Genomic DNA, 23229 nt, shown 5'->3' with positions numbered 1-23229 from the left:
TTTCGCCACAAAAAGCCTTAAAAACACCAGCAGCAGGCCTTTGCTTGCCGCTGGGTGCAGCGGTCTTTAGACTTACGCCTCATTTAAACGAGAGCAGGGTCGATGCCAGCTGCCTTCCCCCCCGATTCTGTTGGACTGGTCGTGCCCCAAGTGGCGCACTTCAGCGAACCGCTGGCCCTGGCCTGCGGCCGTTCGCTGCCCGCCTACGACCTGATCTATGAAACCTACGGCCAACTGAACACCACGGGCAGCAATGCCGTGCTGATCTGCCACGCCCTGTCCGGCCATCACCACGCTGCTGGGTTCCACAGCATGGACGAGCGCAAGCCCGGCTGGTGGGACAGCTGCATCGGCCCCGGCAAACCGATCGACACCAACAAGTTCTTCGTGGTCAGCCTGAACAACCTCGGCGGCTGCAACGGTTCCACTGGCCCCAGCAGCCTCAACCCGGAAACCGGCAAGCCGTTTGGCGCCGATTTCCCGGTACTGACCGTGGAAGACTGGGTGCACAGCCAGGCGCGCCTGGCCGACGTACTGGGCATCGCCCAATGGGCCGCCGTGATCGGCGGCAGCCTGGGCGGCATGCAGGCCCTGCAATGGACCATCACCTACCCGGATCGCGTACGCCACTGCCTGGCCATCGCCTCGGCCCCCAAGCTGTCGGCCCAGAACATCGCCTTCAACGAAGTGGCGCGCCAGGCAATCCTCACCGACCCGGAGTTCCACGGCGGTTCGTTCCAGGAAGCGGGGGTGATCCCCAAGCGCGGGCTGATGCTCGCGCGCATGGTCGGGCACATCACCTACCTGTCGGATGATTCCATGGGCGAGAAATTCGGCCGTGGCCTCAAGAGCGAGAAGCTCAACTACGACTTCCACAGCGTCGAGTTCCAGGTCGAGAGCTACCTGCGTTATCAGGGTGAGGAGTTTTCCGGGCGTTTCGACGCCAACACCTACCTGCTGATGACCAAGGCCCTGGACTACTTCGACCCGGCGGCGAACTTCGACGACGACCTGGCGCGCACCTTCGAGGCGGCCACCGCCAAGTTCTGCGTGATGTCGTTCACCACCGACTGGCGCTTCTCCCCGGCCCGCTCGCGAGAACTGGTGGATGCGCTGATGGCCGCGAAGAAAGACGTCTGCTACCTGGAGATCGACGCACCGCAAGGCCACGACGCCTTCCTGATCCCGATCCCGCGCTACCTGCAGGCCTTCAGCAACTACATGAACCGAATCGCACTGTGAGAACGCCATGAGAGCCGACCTGGAAATCATCCAAGACTGGATCCCCGCCGGCAGCCGCGTGCTCGACCTGGGTTGCGGCGATGGCGAACTGCTGAGCTGGCTGCGCGACAACAAGCAAGTCACCGGCTATGGCCTGGAAAACGACCCGGACAACATCGCCCAGTGCGTGGCCAAGGGCATTAACGTGATCGAGCAGGACCTGGACAAGGGCCTCGGCAACTTTGCCAGCAACAGCTTCGACATCGTGGTCATGACCCAGGCCCTGCAAGCCGTGCACTACCCGGACCGGATCCTCGACGAAATGTTGCGGGTCGGCCGCCAGTGCATCATTACTTTCCCCAATTTCGGCCACTGGCGCTGCCGCTGGTACCTGGCCACCAAGGGCCGCATGCCGGTATCGGATTTCCTGCCCTACACCTGGTACAACACGCCCAACATCCACTTCTGCACCTTCGAAGACTTCGAAGCGCTGTGCAGCGAGCGCGAAGCCAAAGTCATCAACCGCCTTGCCGTCGATCAACAGCACCGTCACGGCTGGGCGAGTAAGCTATGGCCCAACCTGCTGGGTGAGATCGGGATCTACCGGGTCAGCAGCCCGGGCCTGACGGACCACCAGATTGCCGTCTAACCATTTTCAAGGAGGACGAACATGAGTCGTTTGGCTACTTTTTTACTCACCGCGTGCCTGAGCGTCAGCGCTATGGCGGCGGATGTTATCGATGGTAATCGCCAGAAAGAATTCGGCGATATCACGGTGCACTACAACACCCTGACCACCAGTTTCCTGACACCGGAAATGGCCCAGGAAGCCGGGATCGTACGCAGCAAAGAGCTGGGCATGATCAATGTGTTCGTGAACAAGGGCGTCGAATCGATAGACGCCACCGTCACCGGCACGATCAAAGACCTGAGCGGCAAGAGCGAGATGCTGACGTTCAAGAAAATCACCCAGAAAGGTTCTACGCTTTACGTCGCCCAGTACCCGGTGCCGCAGCAGGAAACCAAGATTTTCACCATCAACGTTGAAACCGGTGGCAAAGCCCACGGTTTCAGTTTCAACCAGGAACTGTTTCCGGCCGAATGATGAACCTCACACAACTCGTACTGGCCAGCCATAACGCCGGCAAGCTCAAAGAACTCCAGGCCATGCTCGGCGACTCGGTGCAATTGCGCTCGATTGGCGAGTTCAGCCAGGTAGAGCCGGAAGAGACCGGCCTTTCGTTCGTCGAGAACGCCATCCTCAAGGCCCGTAATGCTGCGCGCATTTCCGGCCTGCCGGCACTGGCCGATGATTCGGGCTTGGCCGTGGATTTCCTCGGTGGTGCCCCAGGCATCTACTCGGCGCGTTACGCCGACGGCAAAGGCGATGCGGCCAACAACGCCAAACTGCTCGACGCCCTCAAGGACGTGCCCGACGCGAAGCGCGGCGCACAGTTCGTCTGCGTACTGGCCCTGGTGCGTCACGCCGATGATCCACTGCCGATCCTCTGTGAAGGCCTGTGGCACGGTCGCATCCTGCACGCGGCCAGCGGCGAGCACGGCTTTGGCTACGACCCGCTGTTCTGGGTGCCGGAGCGCAATGTCTCCAGTGCCGAACTGAGCCCGGCCGACAAGAACCAGATCAGCCACCGCGCCCGCGCAATGGATTTGCTGCGCCAGCGTCTGGGCCTGAAATGACCCAGAACACCTCCGCGCAGCCACTGATTCTCGGTGGCGCGCAAACACCTCGGGCGGCCCTGCCTCACCTGCCGCCCCTGGCGCTGTACATCCACATCCCGTGGTGCGTGCGCAAATGCCCCTATTGCGACTTCAACTCCCACACCGCGAGTAAAGTGCTGCCGGAAGAAGAGTACGTCGACGCATTGCTGGCCGACCTCGATCAGGACCTGCACGCGGTGTATGGCCGTGAGCTGAGTTCGATCTTTTTCGGCGGCGGCACCCCGAGCCTGTTCAGCGCCACTGCGCTGGGCCGGTTGCTCAAGGGCGTGGAAGCGCGCGTCCCGTTTGCCAGCGACATCGAGATCACCCTGGAAGCCAACCCTGGCACCTTCGAGCAAGAGAAGTTCGTGGCGTACCGCAAGCTGGGGATCAATCGGCTGTCGATTGGTATCCAGAGTTTCCAGCAGGAAAAACTCGAAGCCCTGGGCCGTATCCACAACGGTGACGAAGCCGTGCGTGCCGCCGGGATGGCGCGCCAGGCCGGGTTCGACAACTTCAACCTGGACCTGATGCACGGCTTGCCCGATCAGTCCCTGGACGACGCCCTGAGCGACCTGCGCCAGGCCATTGCCCTCAAGCCCACGCACCTGTCCTGGTATCAACTGACCCTGGAACCCAACACCGTGTTCTGGAACCAGCCGCCCGTGCTGCCGGAAGACGACACCCTGTGGGACATTCAGGAAGCCGGCCAGGCGTTGCTCGCCGAACACGGTTACGCCCAGTACGAAGTCTCGGCCTACGCCCAACCGGGTCGGCCGGCGCGGCACAACCTGAACTACTGGAGCTTTGGCGATTTTATCGGCATCGGCGCCGGTGCCCACGGCAAGCTCAGCCATCTGGATGGGCGCATCGTGCGCACCTGGAAAACCCGGGCGCCGAAGGACTACCTCAACCCGGCGAAAAACTACCAGGCCGGTGCGAAAGAACTGACCAACGAAGAGTTACCGTTCGAGTTCCTGATGAACGCCCTGCGCCTCACCGACGGCGTCGAAGCCAGGCTTTATGCCGAGCGCACCGGCCTTGAGCTGGCGAGTCTCGATGAGGCCCGTCGCGAAGCAGAACAAAGTGGCTTAATGCAGGTCGAACCGTCACGCCTGGCGGCCACCGACCGCGGGCAACTCTTTCTCAATGACCTGCTGCAGAAGTTTTTGAGCTGATTGCTCTTAAGGAAATCGAATGGATCTGGTACTCGACCTGCTCGCCACCGTATCCCGCTGGAGCCGTAGCAACCTGTCGGAAATCTCCCTGGCGTTAGTAGGCTGCCTGCTGGTGCTGTTTGGCGCCGACATCAAGGGCTGGGTCGAAGCACGACTGGGCAGCATCGCGGGCGCGCTGCGCGTACCGCTGATGGCGCTGGTGTGCATGATCGGCAGCGGCGCGGCACTGATCTATGCCACACCGTGGATTGTTCGCGGGTTGAGCCAGTTCAACAACTACAGCCTGGCACCGGTGTTGTTGGTGGTGCTGGTGTTGATTGGGGTGGTGGCGGATCGCCGCTGACTCAAGCCCCACACAAAACAAAATGTGGGAGCTGGCTTGCCTGCGATGCAGAAACCTCGGTGTATCAGTGATACCGAGGTGATGCTATCGCAGGCAAGCCAGCTCCCACAGTTGATTGCATTTCAGCTTTCGAGCTAATTACGCCAGCTTCTCGAACTTCAAATCCCAAACCCCATGCCCGAGTCGCTCGCCGCGACGTTCGAACTTGGTGATCGGCCGTTCGGCCGGGCGCGGGACGCATTTGCCGTCTTCCGCCAGGTTGCGGTAGCCAGGGGCGACGTTCATCACTTCCAGCATGTATTCGGCATACGGCTCCCAGTCGGTGGCCATGTGCAGGATGCCGCCCACTTTCAGCTTGCTGCGCACCAGTTCCGCGAAGGAAGCCTGGACGATGCGGCGCTTGTGGTGACGGCTCTTGTGCCATGGGTCGGGGAAGAACAGCATCAGGCGGTCGAGGCTGTTGTCGGCGATGCAGCGGTTGAGCACTTCGATCGCGTCGCAGTCGTAGACCCGCAGGTTGGTCAGGCCCTGAGTCAGCACGCCGTTCAGCAGCGCGCCAACACCCGGACGGTGGACTTCAACCCCGATAAAATCCTGCTCCGGCGAAGCTGCAGCCATTTCCAGCAGGGAATGGCCCATGCCGAAGCCGATTTCCAGGGAGCGTGGCGCCGAGCGGCCGAACACCTGGTCGTAATCCACCGGTGCGTCCACCAGCGGCAGGACGAACAGCGGCGTGCCCTGCTCCAGGCCTTTTTGCTGGCCTTCGGTCATGCGACCGGCGCGCATCACAAAACTCTTGATGCGGCGGTGCTTGGACTCGTCGCCTTCTTCCAGGGTGTTCGGCGTTTCGTTTGATTCAGTCATCAATGGCTCTTACTTGATCAGACCATCCAGCGGCGAGGAGGCGCTGGCGTAAAGTTTTTTCGGCATGCGCCCGGCGAGGTACGCCAGGCGGCCGGCGACGATTGCGTGTTTCATGGCTTCGGCCATCATGATCGGCTGCTGGGCATGGGCGATGGCCGAGTTCATCAGCACCGCATCGCAACCCAGTTCCATGGCGATGGTAGCGTCGGAGGCAGTGCCCACGCCCGCATCCACCAGTACCGGGATCTTGGCTTCTTCGAGGATGATCTGCAGGTTGTACGGATTGCAGATACCCAAACCGGAACCGATCAGACCGGCCAGCGGCATTACCGCGATGCAGCCGATTTCGGCCAGTTGGCGGGCAATGATCGGGTCATCGCTGGTGTAAACCATCACGTCGAAGCCTTCCTTGACCAGGGTTTCGGCGGCCTTGAGGGTTTCGATCACGTTGGGGAACAGGGTTTTCTGGTCGGCCAGCACTTCCAGCTTCACCAGGTTGTGGCCGTCGAGCAACTCACGGGCCAGGCGGCAGGTGCGCACGGCTTCGATGGCGTCGTAGCAACCAGCAGTGTTTGGCAAGAAGGTGTAGCGATCCGGCGACAGCACTTCGAGCAGGTTCGGCTCGCCCTCGATCTGACCGAGGTTGGTGCGGCGCACGGCGAAGGTAACGATCTCGGCACCCGAGGCTTCGATGGCCAGGCGGGTTTCTTCCATGTCGCGGTACTTGCCGGTACCGACCAGCAAACGGGACTGGTAGGTACGACCGGCCAGGACAAAAGGCTTGTCGCTACGAACGATGCTCATGGGAAATCCTCGAGTTGGGGTGAGGTTCTACAGAATGCGGGTTGGCGCTCTGGAGCGCCGGGCGGCTAGCCGCCGCCGATGGCATGGACCACTTCGACCTGGTCACCTTCGGTGAGCGCGGTCTCGGCGTGCTGGCTACGCGGGACGATATCCTGGTTGAGCTCCACTGCGACGCGACGCCCGGTCAAATCCAGACGGGTCAGCAGGGCCGAAACGGTTTCACCGTCGGGCAGTTCAAAAGATTCGCCGTTCAACTGAATGCGCATGCCACGGGCCGCCATCGTTTTTAGGGGCCAGCATTCTAGCGTGATTGGCGTTGCTGGCCCAAGCCCCTTGGTCAGGCAGCCTGTAGACGCCACGCCGCCAAACCGAGGAAGAACCAGCCCAGCAGGAACGCCAGGCCACCAAACGGGGTGATGATGCCGAGCTTGCTGATGCCGGTCATGGTCAGCACATACAGGCTGCCGGAGAACAGCAGGATGCCGATGGTGAACGAGATGCCCGCCCAGGTGACCAGTCGACCGGGAATGTGCACCGCCAGCAATGCCACGCCGAACAGCGCCAGGGTGTGCACCAGTTGGTAGGTCACGCCGGTGTGGAAAATCGCCAGGTACTCGGCGCTCAGGCGGTTTTTCAGGCCGTGGGCGGCAAACGCGCCCAGGGCAACGCCGGTGAAACCGAAAAAGGCAGCCAGCATCAGAAAGCCACGCAACATGAGGAACTCCAGTCAGACTCAGTGGGCAGGGTCTGTATAATGGCCCGCTCAACGGGTTCGGCCAAGCCATCTCTATGCTGCGTCTCCTCTTCAAGCGTTTTCTCAAAGTCCTCAAGTGGTTTGCCATCGGCAGCGTGCTGCTGGTGCTGCTGTTCCGTTTCGTGCCGCCACCGGGAACTGCGCTGATGGTTGAGCGCAAGGTCGAATCCTGGGTCGACGGCGAGCCGATTGACGTACAGCGCACCTGGGTGCCGTGGGATCAGATCTCCGACGAGCTTAAAGTGGCGGTGATGGCGGGCGAAGACCAGCGCTTCCCGCAGCATTGGGGTTTTGATTTCGACGCGATCCAGGCGGCATTGCTGCATAACGAGCGCGGCGGCTCGATTCGCGGCGCCAGCACCTTGAGCCAGCAGGTGTCGAAGAACCTGTTTTTGTGGACCGGACGCAGCTATTTCCGCAAGGGCCTGGAAGCCTGGTTTACCGGGCTGATCGAGATTCTCTGGCCCAAGCAGCGAATTCTTGAGGTCTACCTCAACAGCGTGGAATGGGATGAAGGCGTGTTCGGCGCCGAAGCGGCAGCGCGGCATCATTTTGGGGTGAGTGCCAAGGCGCTGACCCGCCAGCAGGCCAGCTACCTGGCGGCGGTGCTGCCTAACCCACGGGTGTGGAGCGCCAGCCATCCAACATCGTATGTGGCGCGACGGGCGGCGTGGATTCGGCAGCAGATGAGTCAGTTGGGTGGCGACAGCTACCTGAATGAGCTGAACAACTCGCGCAAGGCGCCTTGGGCTGACTGACACCCCACAAAACAACTGCAGGAGCTGGCTTGCCTGCGATAGCGGTGTGTCGGCCTGCAGGTGTGTTGGCTGACAGGCCCTCATCGCAGGCAAGCCAGCTCCCACAGTGGACCGAGCTGAATTCGAGTTGTGCGAACACAAACAAAGATGCCCCGATCTCTCGATCGGGGCATTTTTTTGTCACTTCGCTGCCGTTTAGGCGGCGATCGACAGTTTCAGCTTGTTCATCGCACTCTTCTCGAGCTGACGAATCCGCTCAGCCGACACGTTGTACTTCTGCGCCAGGTCGTGCAGCGTGGCTTTTTCTTCTGCCAGCCAGCGCTGGTAGAGGATGTCACGGCTGCGGTCGTCCAGCACTTCCAGCGCTTCGTGCAGGTTGTGATTGGAATTGTCGCTCCAGTCAGCGTCTTCCAGTTGACGCGCCGGGTCGTACCGGTGGTCTTCCAGGTAGTTGGCCGGCGATTGGAAGGCGCTGTCGTCGTCCGCTTCAGCGGCCGGGTCGAAGGCCATGTCATGGCCGGTCAGGCGACTTTCCATCTCGCGCACTTCACGTGGCTCTACGCCAAGGCTTTCGGCCACCCGATGCACTTCTTCGTTGTTCAGCCAGGCCAGGCGTTTCTTCTGGCTGCGCAGGTTGAAGAACAGTTTGCGCTGAGCCTTGGTGGTCGCGACTTTCACGATGCGCCAGTTGCGCAGGATGAATTCGTGAATTTCCGCCTTGATCCAGTGCACAGCAAACGACACCAGGCGCACACCCATTTCCGGGTTGAAGCGCTTTACAGCTTTCATCAGGCCAACGTTGCCTTCCTGAATCAGGTCAGCCTGGGCCAGACCGTAGCCGGAATAGCTACGGGCGATATGTACGACAAAACGCAGGTGGGCGAGCACCATCTGCCGAGCCGCCCCCAAATCCTGCTCATAGTAGAGACTCTCGGCCAGTTCACGCTCCTGCTCGGGCGTCAGCAATGGAATGCTGTTGACCGTGTGCACATAGGCCTCCAGGTTCGCACCCGGGACCAGAGCATAAGCAGGTTGCAAAGAAGTGGTCATACGAAAAAACCTCCGACTCACATAACTCGTGCAGTTCAGCACTGCGAAAATTGACCGGGAACCGTAGGACAAGTTCCCTAAACCACTGATACGGTCAATACAAACGAAACCACATTACCCTGACATTAACTACTTCGGTGCCAGCTCACGTAAATGCCGTGCGACCGCAATCCACGCACCGATATACCCCAAGAGCACTGCCCCAAGCAACAATGACAGACCATCGGCTGCCGGCACGCCGGCCAAGGCAAAATCACTGCCGTACAGGCCAGCAAGCCCCACCACCGCGTCGTTCAGCCAGTTCAGGCCGAAAGCCAGTACGCCCCAGGACAAAATCCCCGCACCGAAGCCATAAAGCGCGCCCATGTACAGAAAAGGCCGACGCACATAGCTGTCCGTGCCGCCGACGAGTTTAATCACTTCTATCTCGGTGCGCCGGTTTTCAATATGAAGACGAATGGTATTACCTATCACCAAAAGTAATGCAGAAACCAGCAACACCGTCAGGCCGAACACAAACCGGTCGCCCAGCTTGAGAATTGCCGCCAACCGCTCCACCCAGACTAGATCAAGTTGGGCCTGCTGCACCTTCGGCAGCTCTGCGAGTTTTTGTCGCAGGGCTTCCAGGGTCGTCTTGTCCACCTCATTCGGCGTTACCAGCACCACGCCCGGCAGCGGGTTTTGCGGCAGCTCCTTGAGCGCCTCACCCAGGCCGGACTGTTGCTGGAACTCTTCCAGGGCCTGATCGCGGCTGATGTATTCAGCCTCGGCCACACCTGGAAGCTCTTTGATCTCGTCGCGCAGGGACTCGCCGTCTTTGGTGCTGGCATCCAGGTTCAGGTACAGCGAAATCTGCGCCGCCCGCTGCCATGAGCCGCCAAGGCGCTCGACGTTATTGAGCAGCAGCGACAACCCCATCGGCAGGCTCAAGGCCACGGCCATGACCAGGCAGGTAAAGAAGCTGCCAATCGGCTGTTTGCCCAGGCGACGCAGGCTGTCTACCAGGCTCGCGCGGTGACTTTCGATCCAGGCGTGCACCAGGGTGCCGAAGTCCGGGCCGTCGTCTTCGTCGCGTTTCTTCTTCTGAGGTTGCGGGTCGGCCGCTTTCGGCGCGACGCGTTCGGAAACCTTAGGGCTGCGTGTAGCACTCATACCCCAGCCTCCCCGTCGCCAATCAGGCGGCCGCGCTGCAGGGTCAACATGCGGTGACGCATGCGGGCGATCAGCGCCAGGTCGTGACTGGCGATCAGCACGCTGGTGCCGAGGCGGTTGATGTCTTCGAACACCCCCATGATTTCGGCGGCCAGGCGCGGGTCGAGATTACCGGTGGGTTCGTCCGCCAGCAGCAAGGCCGGGCGATGGACGATGGCGCGGGCGATGCCGACGCGCTGTTGCTGGCCGGTGGACAGGTCGCCTGGGTACAGGTCGGTCTTGTCCGAGAGCGCGACGCGCTCAAGGGCCGAATCCACGCGCTTGATGATTTCGGCCTTGGACAGCCCGAGAATCTGCAATGGCAAGGCGATGTTGTTGAACACCGTGCGATCGAACAGCAACTGGTGATTCTGGAACACCACGCCGATCTGGCGACGCAGGAATGGAATCTGTGCGTTGCTGATGGTGGCCAGGTCCTGGCCCGCCAGCAGCAATTTGCCGGTGGTTGGGCGTTCCATGGCCAGCAGCAGGCGCAGCAAGGTACTTTTACCGGCACCCGAATGGCCGGTCACAAACAAGAATTCGCCGCGACGCACCCGGAAACTCAGCTCATGCAAGCCGACATGTCCGTTGGCGTAGCGTTTACCGACCTGTTCGAAACGAATCATGAACGCTCCCGCTCGGCAAACAGTGCCTGTACAAAGGGTTCGGCTTCAAAAGTGCGCAGGTCGTCGATGCCTTCACCGACGCCGATATAACGAATCGGCAACCCGAACTGCTTGGCCAGGGCGAAGATCACGCCGCCTTTGGCCGTGCCGTCGAGCTTAGTCAATGCCAGGCCGGTCAGTTGGACCGTCTGGTGGAATTGTTTGGCCTGGCTGATGGCGTTCTGGCCGGTACCGGCGTCCAGCACCAGCAACACCTCGTGGGGCGCGTCGGCATCGAGCTTGCCGATCACGCGGCGAACTTTCTTCAATTCTTCCATCAGGTTGTCTTTGGTGTGCAGGCGACCGGCGGTATCGGCGATCAGCACGTCAATGTTGCGGGCCTTGGCAGCCTGCACCGCATCGAAGATCACCGAGGCCGAGTCGGCGCCGGTGTGCTGGGCGATGACCGGGATCTTGTTGCGCTCGCCCCAGACCTGCAACTGCTCCACGGCAGCAGCACGGAACGTGTCACCGGCGGCCAGCATGACCTTCTTGCCTTCCAGCTGAAGCTTCTTGGCCAGCTTGCCGATGGTGGTGGTCTTGCCGGCGCCGTTGACGCCGACCACCAGAATCACAAACGGTTTTTTCTGCGTATCAATGACCAGCGGTGCTTCCACCGGCTTGAGCATGGCCGCCAGCTCGGCCTGCAGCGACTTGTAGAGTGCATCGGCGTCGGTCAACTGCTTGCGCGCAACCTTCTGGGTCAGGCTCTGGATGATCACGGCGGTGGCTTCGACGCCCACGTCGGCCGTCAGCAGACGGGTTTCGATGTCTTCCAGCAGCTCGTCATCGATGGTCTTTTTGCCGAGGAACAGGCTGGCCATGCCTTCGCCGATGCTGGCGCTGGTCTTGCTCAGGCCTTGCTTGAGGCGGGCAAAGAAGCCGGTCTTGCTGGTTTCGGCAGGAGCAGCAGGCTCTTCGATGATGGCTGGCGCGGCGACTGCGACCGGAGCAGGCTCGGCGACAACCGGTGCAGGCACCTCAATCACTGGCGGCGCTTCGACCACAACCGGCGCAGGCTCCACGAGGGCCGGAATCGGCGGCGTCACATGCCCGGCCTGCTCGTCTTCAACCAGTGCCACGGGCTCTTCCGCCACCGGCAACACCAGCCACGGTTTGTGCTCAGGCTCGGCTTCTGGCTCAGGCTCTGCCTCAACCACCGGCTGCAACACCGGCTCGACCATCGGCAACACCACCGGGGCCGGGGTTTCGGCAACCGGTTCGGCTTCTACTGGGGATTCAGGGATCGGTTCTGCTTGAACCTGTGGCTGTTCGACGACGGTTTCCTGCGGCTTTTTGCGCAGCCATCCGAACAGGCCTTTTTTCTCGCCAGCCGCAGCTGGGGTCTTCTTGTCGTCGTTGGAACCAAACATGGAGACGGCTATCTCAAGGTAGCGACGCGCCGAGGGGCACGTCGGTAAATAAAATTCGATGCGTAACAGACTGTTTTTTAGCCAGCTCGTTCATGCGCAACATTTTGTAAGGCCTAAATAGGGCCTCAACAAGACAGCCGTAGTGGCCGTCCCTAGGTCGGATCAGTATCCTAGCACCTCCTCGCCCGCCGACGCTAAGACCAAGCGGGCAGCTCAACAGGTTTAAAAACGAATGAATGCTCTAGCCCGCCGCGCCGCAGGCCTGCTGCTCAGCACAGTTTGTCTGCCCCTTTCAGCTTTGGCTGCCGACCCACAACCCACCCACGAATTCACCCTCGACAACGGCCTCAAGGTCGTCGTGCGCGAGGACCATCGCGCCCCGGTGGTGGTTTCCCAGGTCTGGTACAAGGTTGGCTCCAGCTATGAAACCCCGGGCCAGACCGGTTTGTCCCACGCCCTGGAGCACATGATGTTCAAGGGCAGCGCCAAGGTCGGCCCCGGCGAAGCCTCGTTGATCCTGCGTGACCTGGGCGCCGAAGAAAACGCCTTCACCAGTGACGACTACACCGCTTACTACCAGGTGCTGGCCCGTGACCGCCTGGGCGTTGCCTTCGAACTGGAAGCCGACCGCATGGCCAGCCTGCGTCTGCCGGCCGACGAGTTCAGCCGCGAGATCGAGGTGATCAAGGAAGAGCGCCGGATGCGCACCGACGACAACCCGATGTCCAAGGCCTACGAGCGCTTCAAGGCCATGGCCTACCCGGCCAGCGGCTACCACACGCCGACCATCGGCTGGATGGCCGACCTGGACCGCATGAAGGTTGAAGAGCTGCGCCACTGGTACCAATCCTGGTACGTGCCGAACAACGCCACCCTGGTAGTGGTGGGCGACGTGACCCCGGATGAGGTCAAGACCCTGGCCCAACGCTACTTCGGCCCGATCCCCAAGCGCGACGTGCCACCGGCGAAAATCCCACTGGAACTGGCCGAGCCCGGCGAACGCCTGCTGACAATGCACGTACAGACCAAACTGCCCAGCGTGATCCTTGGTTTCAACGTGCCCAGCCTCGCCACCGCTGAAGACAAGCGTTCGGTCAACGCCTTGCGCCTGATCTCGGCCCTGCTGGACGGCGGCTACAGCGCGCGCATCTCGACGCAACTGGAGCGCGGCGAAGAGCTGGTGTCCGGCGGTTCGTCGAGCTACGACGCCTACACCCGCGGTGACAGCCTGTTCACCTTGACCGCCACCCCGAACCTGCAGAAGAAAAAGACCGTGGCCCAGGCTGAAGCCGGCCTGTGGCGCCTGCTGGATGAACTGAAGGCCAAGCCACCGAGCGCAGAAGAACTGGAGCGTATCCGCGCCCAGGTCATCGCCGGGGTGGTTTACCAGCGCGACTCGATCACCAGCCAAGCCACTGCCATCGGCTCCCTGGAGACCGTCGGCCTGTCCTGGAAACTCATGGACACCGAGCTTGCCGAGCTGCAAAGCGTAACCGCCGAAGATATCCAGAAAGCTGCACGCACCTATTTCACCCGCGAACGTCTCAGCGTCGCCCATGTCTTGCCTGAGGAGACCGCTCATGAGTGAACGTAAAAACAACCGTCTGGTGCTGCCCGGCCTGATCGTGGTCACGTTGGCTGCCGCGTGCGCGGTGTATTTCCTGCGCCCGAGCGAATCCGTCGCCAGCCAGGCGCTGGAGCAGGCCAAGTCCGCCAACAAACTGCAATCCCTGGCCGAGCTGGACGACAAGGCACCGACCAACCGCAAGCTCGACGTGCAAACCTGGACCACCGCCGAAGGCGCCAAGGTGCTGTTCGTCGAAGCCCATGAACTGCCGATGTTCGACATGCGCATCCTGTTCGCCGCCGGCAGCAGCCAGGACGGCAACACACCGGGCCTGGCGCTGTTGACCAACGCAATGCTCAACGAAGGCGTGCCAGGCAAAGACGTCAGCCAGATTGCCGCCGGTTTCGACGGCTTGGGTGCCGACTTCAGCAATGGTGCCTACCGCGACATGGCGCTGGTTTCCCTGCGCAGCCTGAGCGCCAGCGACAAACGTGACGCTGCCCTGTCGCTGTTTGACGACGTGATCGGCAAGCCGACCTTCCCCGCCGACTCCCTGGCGCGGATCAAGAACCAGCTGCTGGCCGGCTTTGAATACCAGAAGCAGAACCCCGGCAAACTGGCGAGCATCGAGCTGTTCAAGCAGCTCTATGGCGACCACCCTTACGCCCATCCGAGCGAAGGCAACGCCGAAAGCGTGCCGAAGGTGACCCTCGCGCAGTTGAAGGACTTCCACGCCAAGGCCTACGCCGCCGGCAACGCAGTGATTTCTGTAGTCGGCGATCTGACCCGCGCCGAAGCCGAGGCCATGACCGCCAAGGTCTCCGCTTCACTGCCTAAAGGCCCGGCGCTGGCGAAGATCGCCCAACCGGCGGAGCCGAAGGCTGGCACCACGCATATCGAGTTCCCGTCCAAGCAGACAACCCTGCTGCTGGCGCAACTGGGCATCGACCGTGCCGACCCGGATTACGCCGCGCTGTCCCTGGGCAATCAGATCCTCGGCGGCGGTGGCTTCGGCACCCGCTTGATGAGCGAAGTGCGCGAGAAACGTGGCCTGACCTACGGCGTATACTCCGGCTTTTCGCCGATGCAGGTACGCGGCCCGTTCATGATCAACCTGCAAACCCGCGCCGAAATGAGCGCTGGCACCTTGAAACTGGTGCAGGACGTGCTGGCCGACTACCTGAAGACCGGCCCGACACAAAAAGAACTCGACGACGCCAAGCGCGAACTGGCTGGCAGCTTCCCGCTGTCCACCGCGAGCAATGCCGATATCGTCGGGCAGCTGGGCGCCATGGGTTTCTACAACTTGCCGCTGAGCTACCTGGAAGATTTCATGAAACAATCCCAGGCGCTGACCGTTGACCAGGTCAAAGCTGCTTTGAACAAACATTTGAGTGCCGACAAGATGGTCATCGTGACCGCCGGCCCAACGATTGCGCAAAAGCCACTACCGCCCCCCACAGATAAACCCGCCGAGCAGCCGCTCGGGGTTCCGGAGCATTAATGGCCCGTCCATCCCGTCCCAAAAAACCCGTCCACAACGTTCACAACGGTGTGGGCCAACTGCGCATCATCGGTGGAGAATGGGGCAGCCGTAAGCTGAGCTTCCCCGACGTCGTGGGCCTGCGCCCGACGCCCGACCGCGTGCGTGAAACCCTGTTCAACTGGCTCGCGCCGTATATCGCCGGGGCCAAGGTGCTGGATCCGTTTGCGGGCAGCGGCGCGTTGTTCCTCGAAAGCCTGTCCCGTGGCGCTGCACTGGGCCAGGCGCTCGACGCCAGCAACGTGGCGGTTGCCAGCCTCAAGGAACACCTGGGCACCCTGCGTTGCACCACCGGGCAAGTGCAGACGGCTGATGCGCTGCGTTACCTGGAAACCCAGGAAGCCCGTGAGTTTGACGTGGTGTTCCTCGATCCGCCGTTTAACCAGAACCTGCTGCCGACCGTTTGCGCGTTGCTGGAAGAGCGCCAGTGGTTGGCTCCGGATGCCTGGATCTACACTGAAAGCGAAACCGCACCGTCCACGCTCGGCCTGCCGGGCACCTGGCGCCTGCACCGCGAGCAGAAATCCGGGCGGGTGTATTACGCGTTGTGGCAACGCACCGTGTAGGAGCGAGCTTGCTCGCGAAGATCGTTAACGATGACGCGGGAAACCAGGGGAACGCGGTGATCTTGAGTTTTTCGCGAGCAAGCTCGCTCCTACAATGATTGGAGCAAGCCCATTCGGCACCGAGAATTTCATGACTCCGCCCCTCGACCGCTTCACCCCCGCCTTCGGCCTCGGCAACCCGCACCTGCAAACGCTGTGGGGACCGCTGTGGCGCAAAACCACCCACATCGAACGCCAGCGCGAACGGCTGTGGCTCGCAGACGGGGACTTCCTCGACCTCGACTGGCACGGACCCCATGACGCAACCACCCCGTTGGTGCTGGTACTGCACGGGCTGACCGGCTCGTCCAACTCGCCCTATGTAGCCGGCCTGCAAAAAGCCCTGGCGGCTCAAGGCTGGGCCAGCGTGGCGCTCAACTGGCGTGGCTGTTCCGGCGAGCCCAACCTGCTCGCCCGCAGCTACCATTCCGGCGCCAGTGAAGACCTGGCCGAAACCATCGCTCACTTGCGGGCCAAGCGCCCGTTGGCGCCGCTGTATGCGGTGGGTTATTCGTTGGGCGGCAATGTGCTGCTCAAGCACTTGGGTGAAACCGGCGAAGCCTCCGGGCTGCAAGGCGCGGCAGCCGTGTCGGTGCCGTTCCGCCTGGACCAGTGCGCCGATCGCATCGGCCTGGGCTTTTCACGGGTTTATCAGAAGCATTTCATGCGTGAAATGCTGGCCTATATCCGCGTCAAACAAAGCCGTTTTCTAAAGGATGGCCAAGAAGCAGGCCTGAAAACCCTGGCCGACTTGGGCTCGCTGGAGAAGATGCGCACGTTCTGGGACTTTGACGGCCGCGTCACCGCGCCGCTGCACGGGTTCCTCAGCGCCGAGGACTATTACAGCCGGGCCTCAAGCCGCTATTACCTCGGAGCGATTCGCACACCCACCCTGATCATCCAGGCCGCAGACGACCCATTCGTGTTCACCCACAGCCTGCCCGAGGCCAGCGAGCTGTCGGACTGCACCGAGTTCGAACTGCTGACCAAGGGCGGGCATGTCGGGTTTGTCGATGGCTCGCTGAAACAGCCAACTTACTACCTGGAACGACGAATCCCAGAGTGGCTACTGACACAACGCCGATAAAAATGTGGGAGCGGGCTTGCTCGCGAAGGCGGAGTGTCAGCCAATACATCTGCGACTGACACACCGCCTTCGCGAGCAAGCCCGCTCCCACACTTTGGATCAGACCGGGTCAGGCAGACCTCAGTCGCCTGTCGCAACTTCCCGCTTTGGATCAGTGATCCACTCGCTCCACGACCCCGCGTACAACTTGCCCAACGGGTAACCCGCCAGACACAACGCAAACAGGTTGTGGCAGGCAGTCACGCCCGAACCGCAGTAAGCCACCAGGTCATCCGGCGAGCGATCTTGCAGCTTGGCGGCGAAACGTTGCTTGAGCTGGTCCGCCGGCAGGAAACGGCCGTCGCTGCCCAGGTTTTCATTGAACGCCGCACACTGCGCACCGGGAATATGCCCGGCAACCGGATCGATCGGCTCCACTTCACCGCGAAAGCGCGGCTGGGCGCGGGCGTCGATCAGGGTCAGGCCGGGTTGGCCGAGGCGTTTTTGCAGGTGTTCGGCATCCAGTTGCAGGTGGTTGTCCGGCGAGCCGCTGAAGGTACCGGGCTCGATCACCGGGGCATCCAGGCTCAGGGGGAAGCCCGCCGCGTGCCAGGCTTTCAGGCCGCCGTCGAGGATAAACACCCCGTCGCGCTTGCCCAGCCAGGCCAGCAGCCACCAGGCGCGGGCGGCATAGGCACCGGGGCCGTCGTCATACAAAACGATATCGCTGTCAGCGTTGACGCCCCAAGCCCGCAGTTGCCGGATAAACGCATCCGGCGCCGGCAGCGGATGACGGCCGGTCACGCCCTTGGTTACCGGCCCGCTGAGGTGGCGTTCCAGATCGGCATACTGCGCCCCTTCGATATGCCCTTCGGCGTAGCTGCACAGGCCGTAATCCGGGTCTTCCAGGGCAAAGCGGCAATCGAGGATCACCAGCCCGCCGGACTGCTGGCGCTCGGCCAGTTGCTGGGGGCTGATCAGTTGAGCAAGCGGCATGACTGACTCCTGTGGCTAGGTTAGCGTTCGGGAAACATCCTACTTCACTTCTTCCAGCGCCTGATTCAACGGCACGTAAAACTCTTTGAACAAAGCATCCACCGCGTCCTTCGCCTTAGGGGTGATAAACCCGGCTTCCAGCACCAGCACCTGGTACACACCGCGCTTGATGGCCTCAGCGCTCAGGTGCGTGGACTTTTCATTGGTGGTGCACAGGAAGCGCACCCATGAGGTGAGGATGATCCAGGCGTTGAGGGTCAAGGCTTCGGTTTGTACCGGGTCCATGTTCAGGATGCCGGCATCGACAAAACCCTGATAGATGGCCGCACCCTGGATCAGGCAGCGCTGGGAAAACCGCCGGTAGCCGGTAGCCAGCTCCGGGTCGCTTTCCAGCAGGTGTTCGAGGTCACGGTGCAAAAAGCGGTAGCGCCACATGCCGGCGAGCACCGCCTGCAGGTAGAAGCGCTTGTCTTCCACGGTCACCGCGCGGCCCTGGGGAGGGCGCAGGAAACTGTCCACCAACGCTTCGTACTCACGAAACAGCACCGCGATAATCGCCTGCTTGTTGGGGAAGTGGTAGTACAGGTTGCCCGGGGAAATTTCCATATGGGCAGCGATATGGTTGGTGCTGACACTGCGCTCGCCCTGCTGGTTAAACAGCTCCAGGCTGGTTTGCACAATGCGCTCGCTGGTCTTTACTCGTGGTGCCATGGGAAATCAACTTCTAGACCCGTGATGGCGGCATCTTACGGACTATCCTTGCCCGGATAAATCGGCACGTATGTGCAATGTTATTTGACAATTTAGAGCAATGACTCTAATAAATGAAGCATTCCAATAACAATCGGGAACTTCGCCATGTCTGCCAACGTTGCCTACCTGCAAGATTCCCAGGCGCTGGACCAGCTCCAGGACCTGTTCGACGCTCAACGCCGGGCCTACGCGGCCAACCCGATGCCGCCCGCCGCCCAGCGTCAGCAATGGCTCAAGGCCTTGCGCGACCTGCTGAGCGATGAGCGCCAGGCGCTGATCAACGCCATCAGCAGTGATTTCAGCCATCGTAGCGCCGACGAAACCCTGTTCGCCGAATTGATGCCCAGCCTGCATGGCATTCACTACGCCAGCAAACACCTCAAAGGCTGGATGAAACCTTCCCGACGCGCTGTAGGCATCGCCTTCCAGCCCGCGTCGGCCAAGGTTATCTATCAACCGCTGGGCGTGGTCGGGGTGATCGTGCCTTGGAACTACCCGTTGTACCTGGCCATCGGCCCTTTGGTAGGCGCCTTGGCGGCCGGCAACCGGGTGATGCTCAAGCTCAGCGAATCTACTCCCGCCACCGGCCAGTTGCTCAAGGCGCTGCTGGCGAAGATCTTCCCCGAAGACCTTGTGTGCGTAGTGCTCGGCGAAGCGGAAGTCGGCATGGCGTTTTCCAAGTTGCGCTTCGATCACCTGCTGTTCACCGGCGCCACCAGCATCGGCAAGCACGTGATGCGCGCGGCGGCCGAACACCTGACACCGGTCACCCTGGAACTGGGTGGCAAGTCACCGGCGATTGTTTCCGCCGACGTACCGCTCAAGGACGCCGCCGAACGCATCGCCTTCGGCAAGGCGCTGAATGCCGGGCAAACCTGCGTGGCGCCGGACTACGTACTGGTGCCGGAAGACCGTGTAGACGGTTTCGTCGAGGCCTACAGCCAGGCGGTTCGCGGGTTCTATCCGACTCTAGCCGACAACCCGGACTACACCGCGATCATCAACGAACGACAACTGGCCCGGCTCAACGGCTACGTGAAAGACGCCACTGACAAGGGCGCCACCTTGGTCCCACTGTATGACCGAGGCCAGGACCGGCGCATGGCCCACAGCCTGTTGCTGAATGTCAGCGACGACATGACGGTGATGCAGGACGAGATCTTCGGCCCGGTGCTGCCGATCGTGCCGTATCGCGGCCTCGACCAGGCCTTCGCCTACATCAATCAGCGCCCTCGCCCACTGGCGCTGTATTACTTCGGCTACAACAAGGCCGAACAGAACCGCGTGCTGCACGAGACCCATTCCGGCGGCGTGTGCCTGAACGACACTTTGCTGCATGTGGCCCAGGACGACATGCCCTTCGGCGGCATCGGCCCGTCGGGCATGGGCCATTACCACGGCCATGAAGGCTTCCTGACCTTCAGCAAGGCCAAGGGTGTGCTGATCAAGCAACGCCTGAACGCCGCCAAGCTGATTTACCCGCCCTACGGCAAATCCATCCAGAAGTTGATCCAGAAGCTGTTCGTCCGCTAACAAACCCATCACCGGGATAACAATAAGAATGAACCCTAGCCTGACTGAATCACCCGCGCTGTCACGGCGCGGCGTCTTGAAACTCGGCCTGTGCGCCAGCGCCTTCCTGGCCACCGCCGGGCTTGGCGCCAGCCTCAGCGGCTGCTCCAGCAGCACCCCGGCCAGCGGCTTTGCGATGTTGCGCAGCAGTGACCTGCCGTTTTTGCGGGCAGTGATTCCGGTGCTGCTGGAGGGCGTGGCCAGCGCCGAGGTGGTGGTGGCCGGCATCGACGACACCTTGAAAAAACTCGATTTCAGCCTGCAACACCTCTCGCCCGAGATGTTCAAGCTGACCCAGCAACTGTTCGACGTACTGGGCATGGCGGTCACCCGTGGACCGCTGACCGGTGTGTGGGGCAGTTGGGAAAACGCCAGCGCCGAGCAGATCCGCAACTTCCTGCACCGCTGGGAAAACAGCTACCTGAACCTGCTGCGCATGGGCCAGGGTTCGTTGCTCAAACTGGTGATCATGGCCTGGTATTTCCGCCCCGAGTCCTGGGCGCATTGCGGCTACCCCGGCCCACCGAAAATCTGATTCGCATCCCGATAAAAACAAGAGACGACCCTGATGCCCGTACCTGATCTGTTCCGCGATGGCATGGCCCGCGGCTGGAAAACCCATAATGGCGCCGCCCTCGACCAGGACCTGACCCTGGAAGCTGACGTCGCAATCATCGGCAGCGGCGCCGGCGGCGGCACCACCGCCGAAATCCTCAGCGCAGCCGGCTACAAGGTACTGTTGATTGAAGAAGGGCCGCTGAAAACCAGCAACGACTTCAAGCTGCTGGAGGACGAGGCCTACGCCAGCCTGTATCAGGAAGGCATCGGGCGCATGAGCAAGGACGGCGCCATCACCATCCTGCAGGGGCGCGCGGTCGGCGGTACCACGCTGATCAACTGGACCTCCAGTTTCCGCACCCCGGACCCGACCCTCGCCCACTGGGCCAGCGAATACGCGGTCAAGGGCCACAGCAGCGCCGAGATGGCGCCCTGGTTCGAAAAAATGGAGCAGCGCCTGGGCATCGCGCCCTGGGCGATGCCGCCGAACGCCAACAATGACGTGATCCGCAAAGGCTGCGAAAAACTCGGCTACAGCTGGCACGTGATCCCGCGCAACGTGCGCGGCTGTTTCAACCTGGGATATTGCGGCATGGGCTGCCCGGTCAATGCCAAGCAATCGATGCTGGTGACGACCATTCCGTCCACCCTGGAGAAAGGCGGCGAGTTGCTGTACCTGGCCCGCGCCGAACGCCTGAAGTTCAGCGGCGACACCATCACCAGCCTCGAATGCGTGGCCATGGATCAGTATTGCGTGGCTCCCACAGGCCGCAAAATCACGGTCAAAGCCAAGCACTACGTACTGGCCGGCGGCGGCATCAACAGCCCGGCGCTGCTGCTCCGTTCCGATGCGCCCGACCCCCACTCGCGCCTGGGCAAGCGGACCTTTCTGCATCTGGTGAATTTTTCCGCCGGGCTGTTCGACGAGGTGATCAACCCGTTCTACGGGGCGCCGCAGTCGATCTATTCCGACCACTTCCAATGGCAGGACGGCACCACCGGCAAAATGTCCTACAAGCTCGAAGTGCCGCCACTGCATCCGGGACTCGCCAGTACCTTGCTTGGCGGCTACGGCACGCAGAACGCGCTGGATATGGGCCAACTGCCCAAGACCCACGCAATGCTTGCCCTGTTGCGCGACGGTTTCCACCCCGACAGCCCGGGCGGCACAGTCGAATTGCGCGGCGATGGCACCCCGGTGCTCGATTATCAGGTCTCGCCCTACGCCTGGGATGGCCTGCGCCGGGCGTTCCACAGCATGGCGGAGATTCAGTTCGCCGGCGGCGCCAAGTCGGTGATGCCGCTGCACGGGGATGCGCGCTACGTGAACACATTGGCCGAAGCCCGCAGCATGATTGACGGTTTGAACCTTGAATTGCATCGCACGCGGCTCGGCAGCGCGCATGTGATGGGCGGTTGCGCCATGGGTGAAGAACCGAAAAATGCGGTGGCCGACAGTCTTGGGCGCCATCATCAACTGCGCAACTTATCGATCCACGATGGCTCGCTATTCCCCACCAGCATTGGGGCTAACCCGCAGTTATCGGTCTACGGATTGACCGCGCAACTGGCGACAGCATTGGCCGAACGTCTGAAAACGGCCTGAAAAAACCGGGTATTCGCGGTGTCTATAGTGCTTTCTTCTGAATAAGTCGACTTGGCCCACCGGTAATGCTGCGATACCATCCGGTTCCCCAACGGACTCCGCCAGGACGACGCGATGAACCGAGTGTTGTACCCAGGTACCTTCGACCCAATCACCAAGGGCCATGGCGATCTGGTCGAACGCGCCTCGCGCTTGTTCGACCATGTGATTATCGCGGTCGCTGCCAGCCCCAAGAAAAACCCGCTGTTTCCCCTGGAGCAGCGCGTGGAGCTGGCCCGTGAGGTCACCAAACATCTGCCCAACGTTGAAGTGGTCGGCTTCTCGACGCTGCTGGCGCACTTTGCCAAGGAACAGAACGCCAATGTCTTCCTGCGCGGCCTGCGGGCGGTGTCGGACTTCGAATACGAGTTCCAGCTGGCCAACATGAACCGCCAACTGGCGCCGGACGTGGAAAGCCTGTTTCTTACGCCGTCGGAGCGTTATTCGTTCATTTCCTCGACATTGGTTCGAGAAATCGCGGCGTTGGGCGGGGATATCACCAAGTTTGTGCACCCGGCTGTGGCGGATGCGCTGACGCTGCGCTTCAAGAAGTAAGACCGCTCAATCGGCGCCCGCTCGCACTGCGGGCGCCAATGCGGCACAATTGCGCGCATTAGTTTTCAGATGCCTTGGCTGACAGCCCTGGCAGGAGTTTCCATGTCCCTGATCATCACCGACGATTGCATCAACTGCGACGTCTGCGAACCCGAGTGCCCGAACGCTGCCATTTCTCAGGGTGAGGAGATCTACGTGATCGACCCCAACCTGTGCACCCAGTGTGTGGGCCACTACGACGAACCTCAGTGCCAGCAGGTCTGCCCGGTGGATTGCATTCCGCTGGACGAGGCTCATCCGGAGACGGAAGAGCAACTGATGGAGAAGTACCGGTTGATTACCGGCAAGGCCTAAGTCCCTTGGCGATTCGTTAGGCCCCTTCGCGAGCAAGCCCGCTCCCACCTTCGACTGCATTCCAAAGGTGGAACTCGGTCGAATGTGGGAGC

General features: G+C 61.6%; 26 protein-coding genes. 16 read left to right on the top strand and 10 right to left on the bottom strand.

All coding sequences use genetic code 11. The annotated features are described in order from the left end of the window. Window positions 1–102 precede the first annotated feature (102 nt). The 6 genes from K0H47_RS24005 to K0H47_RS23980 are packed head-to-tail and all read left to right on the top strand — an operon-like array spanning window position 103 to window position 4461. The gene (locus K0H47_RS24005) at window positions 103–1242 is read left to right on the top strand and encodes a homoserine O-acetyltransferase (protein ID WP_093204061.1); all 1140 of its coding nucleotides are present in this window, start codon (window positions 103–105) and stop codon (window positions 1240–1242) included. A gap of 7 nt (window positions 1243–1249) precedes the next feature. Further along, window positions 1250–1870, top strand: coding sequence for a methionine biosynthesis protein MetW (metW, locus tag K0H47_RS24000; protein ID WP_076012994.1), 621 nt, complete (start codon window positions 1250–1252; stop codon window positions 1868–1870). A 21-nt stretch (window positions 1871–1891) separates the two neighbouring features. Then, window positions 1892–2326, top strand: a complete 435-nt coding sequence (locus K0H47_RS23995; protein WP_017476526.1) for a DUF4426 domain-containing protein — start codon at window positions 1892–1894, stop codon at window positions 2324–2326. Beyond that, a complete protein-coding gene (gene rdgB / locus K0H47_RS23990) occupies window positions 2323–2919 on the top strand; it encodes an RdgB/HAM1 family non-canonical purine NTP pyrophosphatase (protein WP_093204057.1) in 597 nt (198 codons plus the stop codon). Before K0H47_RS23995 ends, rdgB begins: the two co-directional genes overlap by 4 nt. Then, the gene (hemW, locus tag K0H47_RS23985) at window positions 2916–4118 is read left to right on the top strand and encodes a radical SAM family heme chaperone HemW (RefSeq protein WP_093204052.1); all 1203 of its coding nucleotides are present in this window, start codon (window positions 2916–2918) and stop codon (window positions 4116–4118) included. The genes rdgB and hemW overlap by 4 nt, the downstream gene beginning before the upstream one ends. 19 nt (window positions 4119–4137) lie before the next feature. Beyond that, window positions 4138–4461: a DUF3392 domain-containing protein gene (locus tag K0H47_RS23980; RefSeq protein ID WP_003213776.1), complete on the top strand. Its 324-nt coding sequence runs from the start codon at window positions 4138–4140 to the stop codon at window positions 4459–4461. A 138-nt stretch (window positions 4462–4599) separates the two neighbouring features. On the opposite strand, the gene trmB is transcribed toward K0H47_RS23980, so the two are convergent. The 4 genes from trmB to K0H47_RS23960 all read right to left on the bottom strand — a co-directional run bounded on the left by trmB (window position 4600) and on the right by K0H47_RS23960 (window position 6844). Further along, on the bottom strand, window positions 4600–5325 hold the full coding sequence (trmB, locus tag K0H47_RS23975; protein WP_063026504.1) for a tRNA (guanosine(46)-N7)-methyltransferase TrmB: 726 nt from the start codon (window positions 5323–5325) through the stop codon (window positions 4600–4602). A 9-nt stretch (window positions 5326–5334) separates the two neighbouring features. Further along, window positions 5335–6129 carry a thiazole synthase gene (locus tag K0H47_RS23970; RefSeq protein ID WP_032884143.1) on the bottom strand — a complete coding sequence of 265 codons (795 nt, stop codon included), beginning with the start codon at window positions 6127–6129 and terminating at the stop codon, window positions 5335–5337. Window positions 6130–6194: 65 nt separating this feature from the next. Further along, complete coding sequence (thiS, locus tag K0H47_RS23965; protein WP_063026500.1) at window positions 6195–6395, bottom strand: sulfur carrier protein ThiS; 201 nt, start codon at window positions 6393–6395, stop codon at window positions 6195–6197. Window positions 6396–6466: 71 nt separating this feature from the next. After that, window positions 6467–6844 carry a DUF423 domain-containing protein gene (locus K0H47_RS23960; RefSeq protein WP_093204045.1) on the bottom strand — a complete coding sequence of 126 codons (378 nt, stop codon included), beginning with the start codon at window positions 6842–6844 and terminating at the stop codon, window positions 6467–6469. A 74-nt stretch (window positions 6845–6918) separates the two neighbouring features. Here K0H47_RS23960 and mtgA point away from each other — a divergent pair, with 74 nt between their 5' ends. Further along, window positions 6919–7641: a monofunctional biosynthetic peptidoglycan transglycosylase gene (mtgA, locus tag K0H47_RS23955; protein WP_063026496.1), complete on the top strand. Its 723-nt coding sequence runs from the start codon at window positions 6919–6921 to the stop codon at window positions 7639–7641. Between the two features lie 195 nt (window positions 7642–7836). Here mtgA and rpoH read toward each other — a convergent pair whose 3' ends face one another. The 4 genes from rpoH to ftsY form a co-directional block, all read right to left on the bottom strand. Continuing rightward, the gene (rpoH, locus tag K0H47_RS23950; protein WP_003176698.1) at window positions 7837–8691 is read right to left on the bottom strand and encodes an RNA polymerase sigma factor RpoH; all 855 of its coding nucleotides are present in this window, start codon (window positions 8689–8691) and stop codon (window positions 7837–7839) included. Window positions 8692–8820: 129 nt separating this feature from the next. Continuing rightward, window positions 8821–9843, bottom strand: coding sequence for a permease-like cell division protein FtsX (gene ftsX / locus K0H47_RS23945; RefSeq protein ID WP_017476532.1), 1023 nt, complete (start codon window positions 9841–9843; stop codon window positions 8821–8823). Beyond that, complete coding sequence (ftsE, locus tag K0H47_RS23940) at window positions 9840–10511, bottom strand: cell division ATP-binding protein FtsE (protein WP_017476533.1); 672 nt, start codon at window positions 10509–10511, stop codon at window positions 9840–9842. Before ftsE ends, ftsX begins: the two co-directional genes overlap by 4 nt. Then, complete coding sequence (gene ftsY, locus K0H47_RS23935; protein WP_177025607.1) at window positions 10508–11923, bottom strand: signal recognition particle-docking protein FtsY; 1416 nt, start codon at window positions 11921–11923, stop codon at window positions 10508–10510. Before ftsY ends, ftsE begins: the two co-directional genes overlap by 4 nt. A 232-nt stretch (window positions 11924–12155) precedes the next feature. Between ftsY and K0H47_RS23930 the strand changes: the two genes are divergently transcribed. The 4 genes from K0H47_RS23930 (at window position 12156) to K0H47_RS23915 (ending at window position 16725) form a co-directional block, all read left to right on the top strand. Continuing rightward, window positions 12156–13511: a pitrilysin family protein gene (locus tag K0H47_RS23930; RefSeq protein ID WP_003213786.1), complete on the top strand. Its 1356-nt coding sequence runs from the start codon at window positions 12156–12158 to the stop codon at window positions 13509–13511. Next, entirely contained in the window at window positions 13504–14994 is a 1491-nt protein-coding gene (locus K0H47_RS23925) for a pitrilysin family protein (RefSeq protein ID WP_219273745.1), read from the top strand. Before K0H47_RS23930 ends, K0H47_RS23925 begins: the two co-directional genes overlap by 8 nt. Beyond that, a complete protein-coding gene (rsmD, locus tag K0H47_RS23920) occupies window positions 14994–15599 on the top strand; it encodes a 16S rRNA (guanine(966)-N(2))-methyltransferase RsmD (RefSeq protein ID WP_003213788.1) in 606 nt (201 codons plus the stop codon). The genes K0H47_RS23925 and rsmD overlap by 1 nt, the downstream gene beginning before the upstream one ends. 130 nt (window positions 15600–15729) lie before the next feature. After that, entirely contained in the window at window positions 15730–16725 is a 996-nt protein-coding gene (locus K0H47_RS23915) for a hydrolase (protein ID WP_219273744.1), read from the top strand. A 120-nt stretch (window positions 16726–16845) separates the two neighbouring features. Here the strand turns inward: K0H47_RS23915 and K0H47_RS23910 are convergent, their stop codons facing one another. Both K0H47_RS23910 and K0H47_RS23905 read right to left on the bottom strand, forming a co-directional pair. Beyond that, entirely contained in the window at window positions 16846–17700 is an 855-nt protein-coding gene (locus tag K0H47_RS23910; protein ID WP_063026484.1) for a sulfurtransferase, read from the bottom strand. 39 nt (window positions 17701–17739) lie between these two features. Further along, complete coding sequence (locus K0H47_RS23905; RefSeq protein ID WP_003213791.1) at window positions 17740–18411, bottom strand: TetR/AcrR family transcriptional regulator; 672 nt, start codon at window positions 18409–18411, stop codon at window positions 17740–17742. Between the two features lie 147 nt (window positions 18412–18558). On the opposite strand from K0H47_RS23905, the gene K0H47_RS23900 reads away from it, so the two are divergent. The 5 genes from K0H47_RS23900 to K0H47_RS23880 all read left to right on the top strand — a co-directional run bounded on the left by K0H47_RS23900 (window position 18559) and on the right by K0H47_RS23880 (window position 23137). After that, entirely contained in the window at window positions 18559–19986 is a 1428-nt protein-coding gene (locus K0H47_RS23900) for a coniferyl aldehyde dehydrogenase (protein ID WP_219273743.1), read from the top strand. Window positions 19987–20014: 28 nt separating this feature from the next. Continuing rightward, window positions 20015–20560 (top strand): hypothetical protein, encoded by a 546-nt coding sequence (locus K0H47_RS23895; protein WP_063026481.1) that lies wholly within the window; start codon window positions 20015–20017, stop codon window positions 20558–20560. Window positions 20561–20593: 33 nt separating this feature from the next. Then, window positions 20594–22189: a GMC family oxidoreductase gene (locus K0H47_RS23890; RefSeq protein WP_003213795.1), complete on the top strand. Its 1596-nt coding sequence runs from the start codon at window positions 20594–20596 to the stop codon at window positions 22187–22189. Window positions 22190–22303: 114 nt separating this feature from the next. Continuing rightward, complete coding sequence (gene coaD / locus K0H47_RS23885; protein WP_003176711.1) at window positions 22304–22783, top strand: pantetheine-phosphate adenylyltransferase; 480 nt, start codon at window positions 22304–22306, stop codon at window positions 22781–22783. A gap of 102 nt (window positions 22784–22885) precedes the next feature. Next, window positions 22886–23137, top strand: a complete 252-nt coding sequence (locus tag K0H47_RS23880; RefSeq protein ID WP_003213796.1) for a YfhL family 4Fe-4S dicluster ferredoxin — start codon at window positions 22886–22888, stop codon at window positions 23135–23137. Window positions 23138–23229: the final 92 nt, after the last annotated feature.

The organism is Pseudomonas sp. Xaverov 83 (assembly GCF_019352905.1).
Classification (GTDB): Bacteria; Pseudomonadota; Gammaproteobacteria; order Pseudomonadales; family Pseudomonadaceae; genus Aquipseudomonas; species Aquipseudomonas yamanorum.
The sequence above is the reverse complement of the archived record's forward strand: the minus strand, read 5'-3'. Positions and strand labels throughout refer to the sequence as shown.

Bases quoted from the DNA above. Each gene is read 5' to 3' on its own strand.
- ftsX (WP_017476532.1), bottom strand. From the start codon at position 9,843: ATGAGTGCTACACGCAGCCCTAAGGTTTCCGAACGCGTCGCGCCGAAA.
- K0H47_RS23960 (WP_093204045.1), bottom strand. From the start codon at position 6,844: ATGTTGCGTGGCTTTCTGATGCTGGCTGCCTTTTTCGGTTTCACCGGC.
- K0H47_RS24005 (WP_093204061.1), top strand. From the start codon at position 103: ATGCCAGCTGCCTTCCCCCCCGATTCTGTTGGACTGGTCGTGCCCCAA.
- K0H47_RS23890 (WP_003213795.1), top strand. From the start codon at position 20,594: ATGCCCGTACCTGATCTGTTCCGCGATGGCATGGCCCGCGGCTGGAAA.
- rsmD (WP_003213788.1), top strand. From the start codon at position 14,994: ATGGCCCGTCCATCCCGTCCCAAAAAACCCGTCCACAACGTTCACAAC.
- K0H47_RS23880 (WP_003213796.1), top strand. From the start codon at position 22,886: ATGTCCCTGATCATCACCGACGATTGCATCAACTGCGACGTCTGCGAA.
- thiS (WP_063026500.1), bottom strand. From the start codon at position 6,395: ATGCGCATTCAGTTGAACGGCGAATCTTTTGAACTGCCCGACGGTGAA.
- K0H47_RS23995 (WP_017476526.1), top strand. From the start codon at position 1,892: ATGAGTCGTTTGGCTACTTTTTTACTCACCGCGTGCCTGAGCGTCAGC.
- metW (WP_076012994.1), top strand. From the start codon at position 1,250: ATGAGAGCCGACCTGGAAATCATCCAAGACTGGATCCCCGCCGGCAGC.
- ftsE (WP_017476533.1), bottom strand. From the start codon at position 10,511: ATGATTCGTTTCGAACAGGTCGGTAAACGCTACGCCAACGGACATGTC.
- K0H47_RS23930 (WP_003213786.1), top strand. From the start codon at position 12,156: ATGAATGCTCTAGCCCGCCGCGCCGCAGGCCTGCTGCTCAGCACAGTT.
- K0H47_RS23910 (WP_063026484.1), bottom strand. From the start codon at position 17,700: ATGCCGCTTGCTCAACTGATCAGCCCCCAGCAACTGGCCGAGCGCCAG.
- K0H47_RS23895 (WP_063026481.1), top strand. From the start codon at position 20,015: ATGAACCCTAGCCTGACTGAATCACCCGCGCTGTCACGGCGCGGCGTC.
- hemW (WP_093204052.1), top strand. From the start codon at position 2,916: ATGACCCAGAACACCTCCGCGCAGCCACTGATTCTCGGTGGCGCGCAA.
- mtgA (WP_063026496.1), top strand. From the start codon at position 6,919: ATGCTGCGTCTCCTCTTCAAGCGTTTTCTCAAAGTCCTCAAGTGGTTT.
- K0H47_RS23925 (WP_219273745.1), top strand. From the start codon at position 13,504: ATGAGTGAACGTAAAAACAACCGTCTGGTGCTGCCCGGCCTGATCGTG.
- K0H47_RS23900 (WP_219273743.1), top strand. From the start codon at position 18,559: ATGTCTGCCAACGTTGCCTACCTGCAAGATTCCCAGGCGCTGGACCAG.
- coaD (WP_003176711.1), top strand. From the start codon at position 22,304: ATGAACCGAGTGTTGTACCCAGGTACCTTCGACCCAATCACCAAGGGC.
- K0H47_RS23980 (WP_003213776.1), top strand. From the start codon at position 4,138: ATGGATCTGGTACTCGACCTGCTCGCCACCGTATCCCGCTGGAGCCGT.
- trmB (WP_063026504.1), bottom strand. From the start codon at position 5,325: ATGACTGAATCAAACGAAACGCCGAACACCCTGGAAGAAGGCGACGAG.
- K0H47_RS23915 (WP_219273744.1), top strand. From the start codon at position 15,730: ATGACTCCGCCCCTCGACCGCTTCACCCCCGCCTTCGGCCTCGGCAAC.
- rdgB (WP_093204057.1), top strand. From the start codon at position 2,323: ATGATGAACCTCACACAACTCGTACTGGCCAGCCATAACGCCGGCAAG.
- K0H47_RS23970 (WP_032884143.1), bottom strand. From the start codon at position 6,129: ATGAGCATCGTTCGTAGCGACAAGCCTTTTGTCCTGGCCGGTCGTACC.
- ftsY (WP_177025607.1), bottom strand. From the start codon at position 11,923: ATGTTTGGTTCCAACGACGACAAGAAGACCCCAGCTGCGGCTGGCGAG.
- K0H47_RS23905 (WP_003213791.1), bottom strand. From the start codon at position 18,411: ATGGCACCACGAGTAAAGACCAGCGAGCGCATTGTGCAAACCAGCCTG.
- rpoH (WP_003176698.1), bottom strand. From the start codon at position 8,691: ATGACCACTTCTTTGCAACCTGCTTATGCTCTGGTCCCGGGTGCGAAC.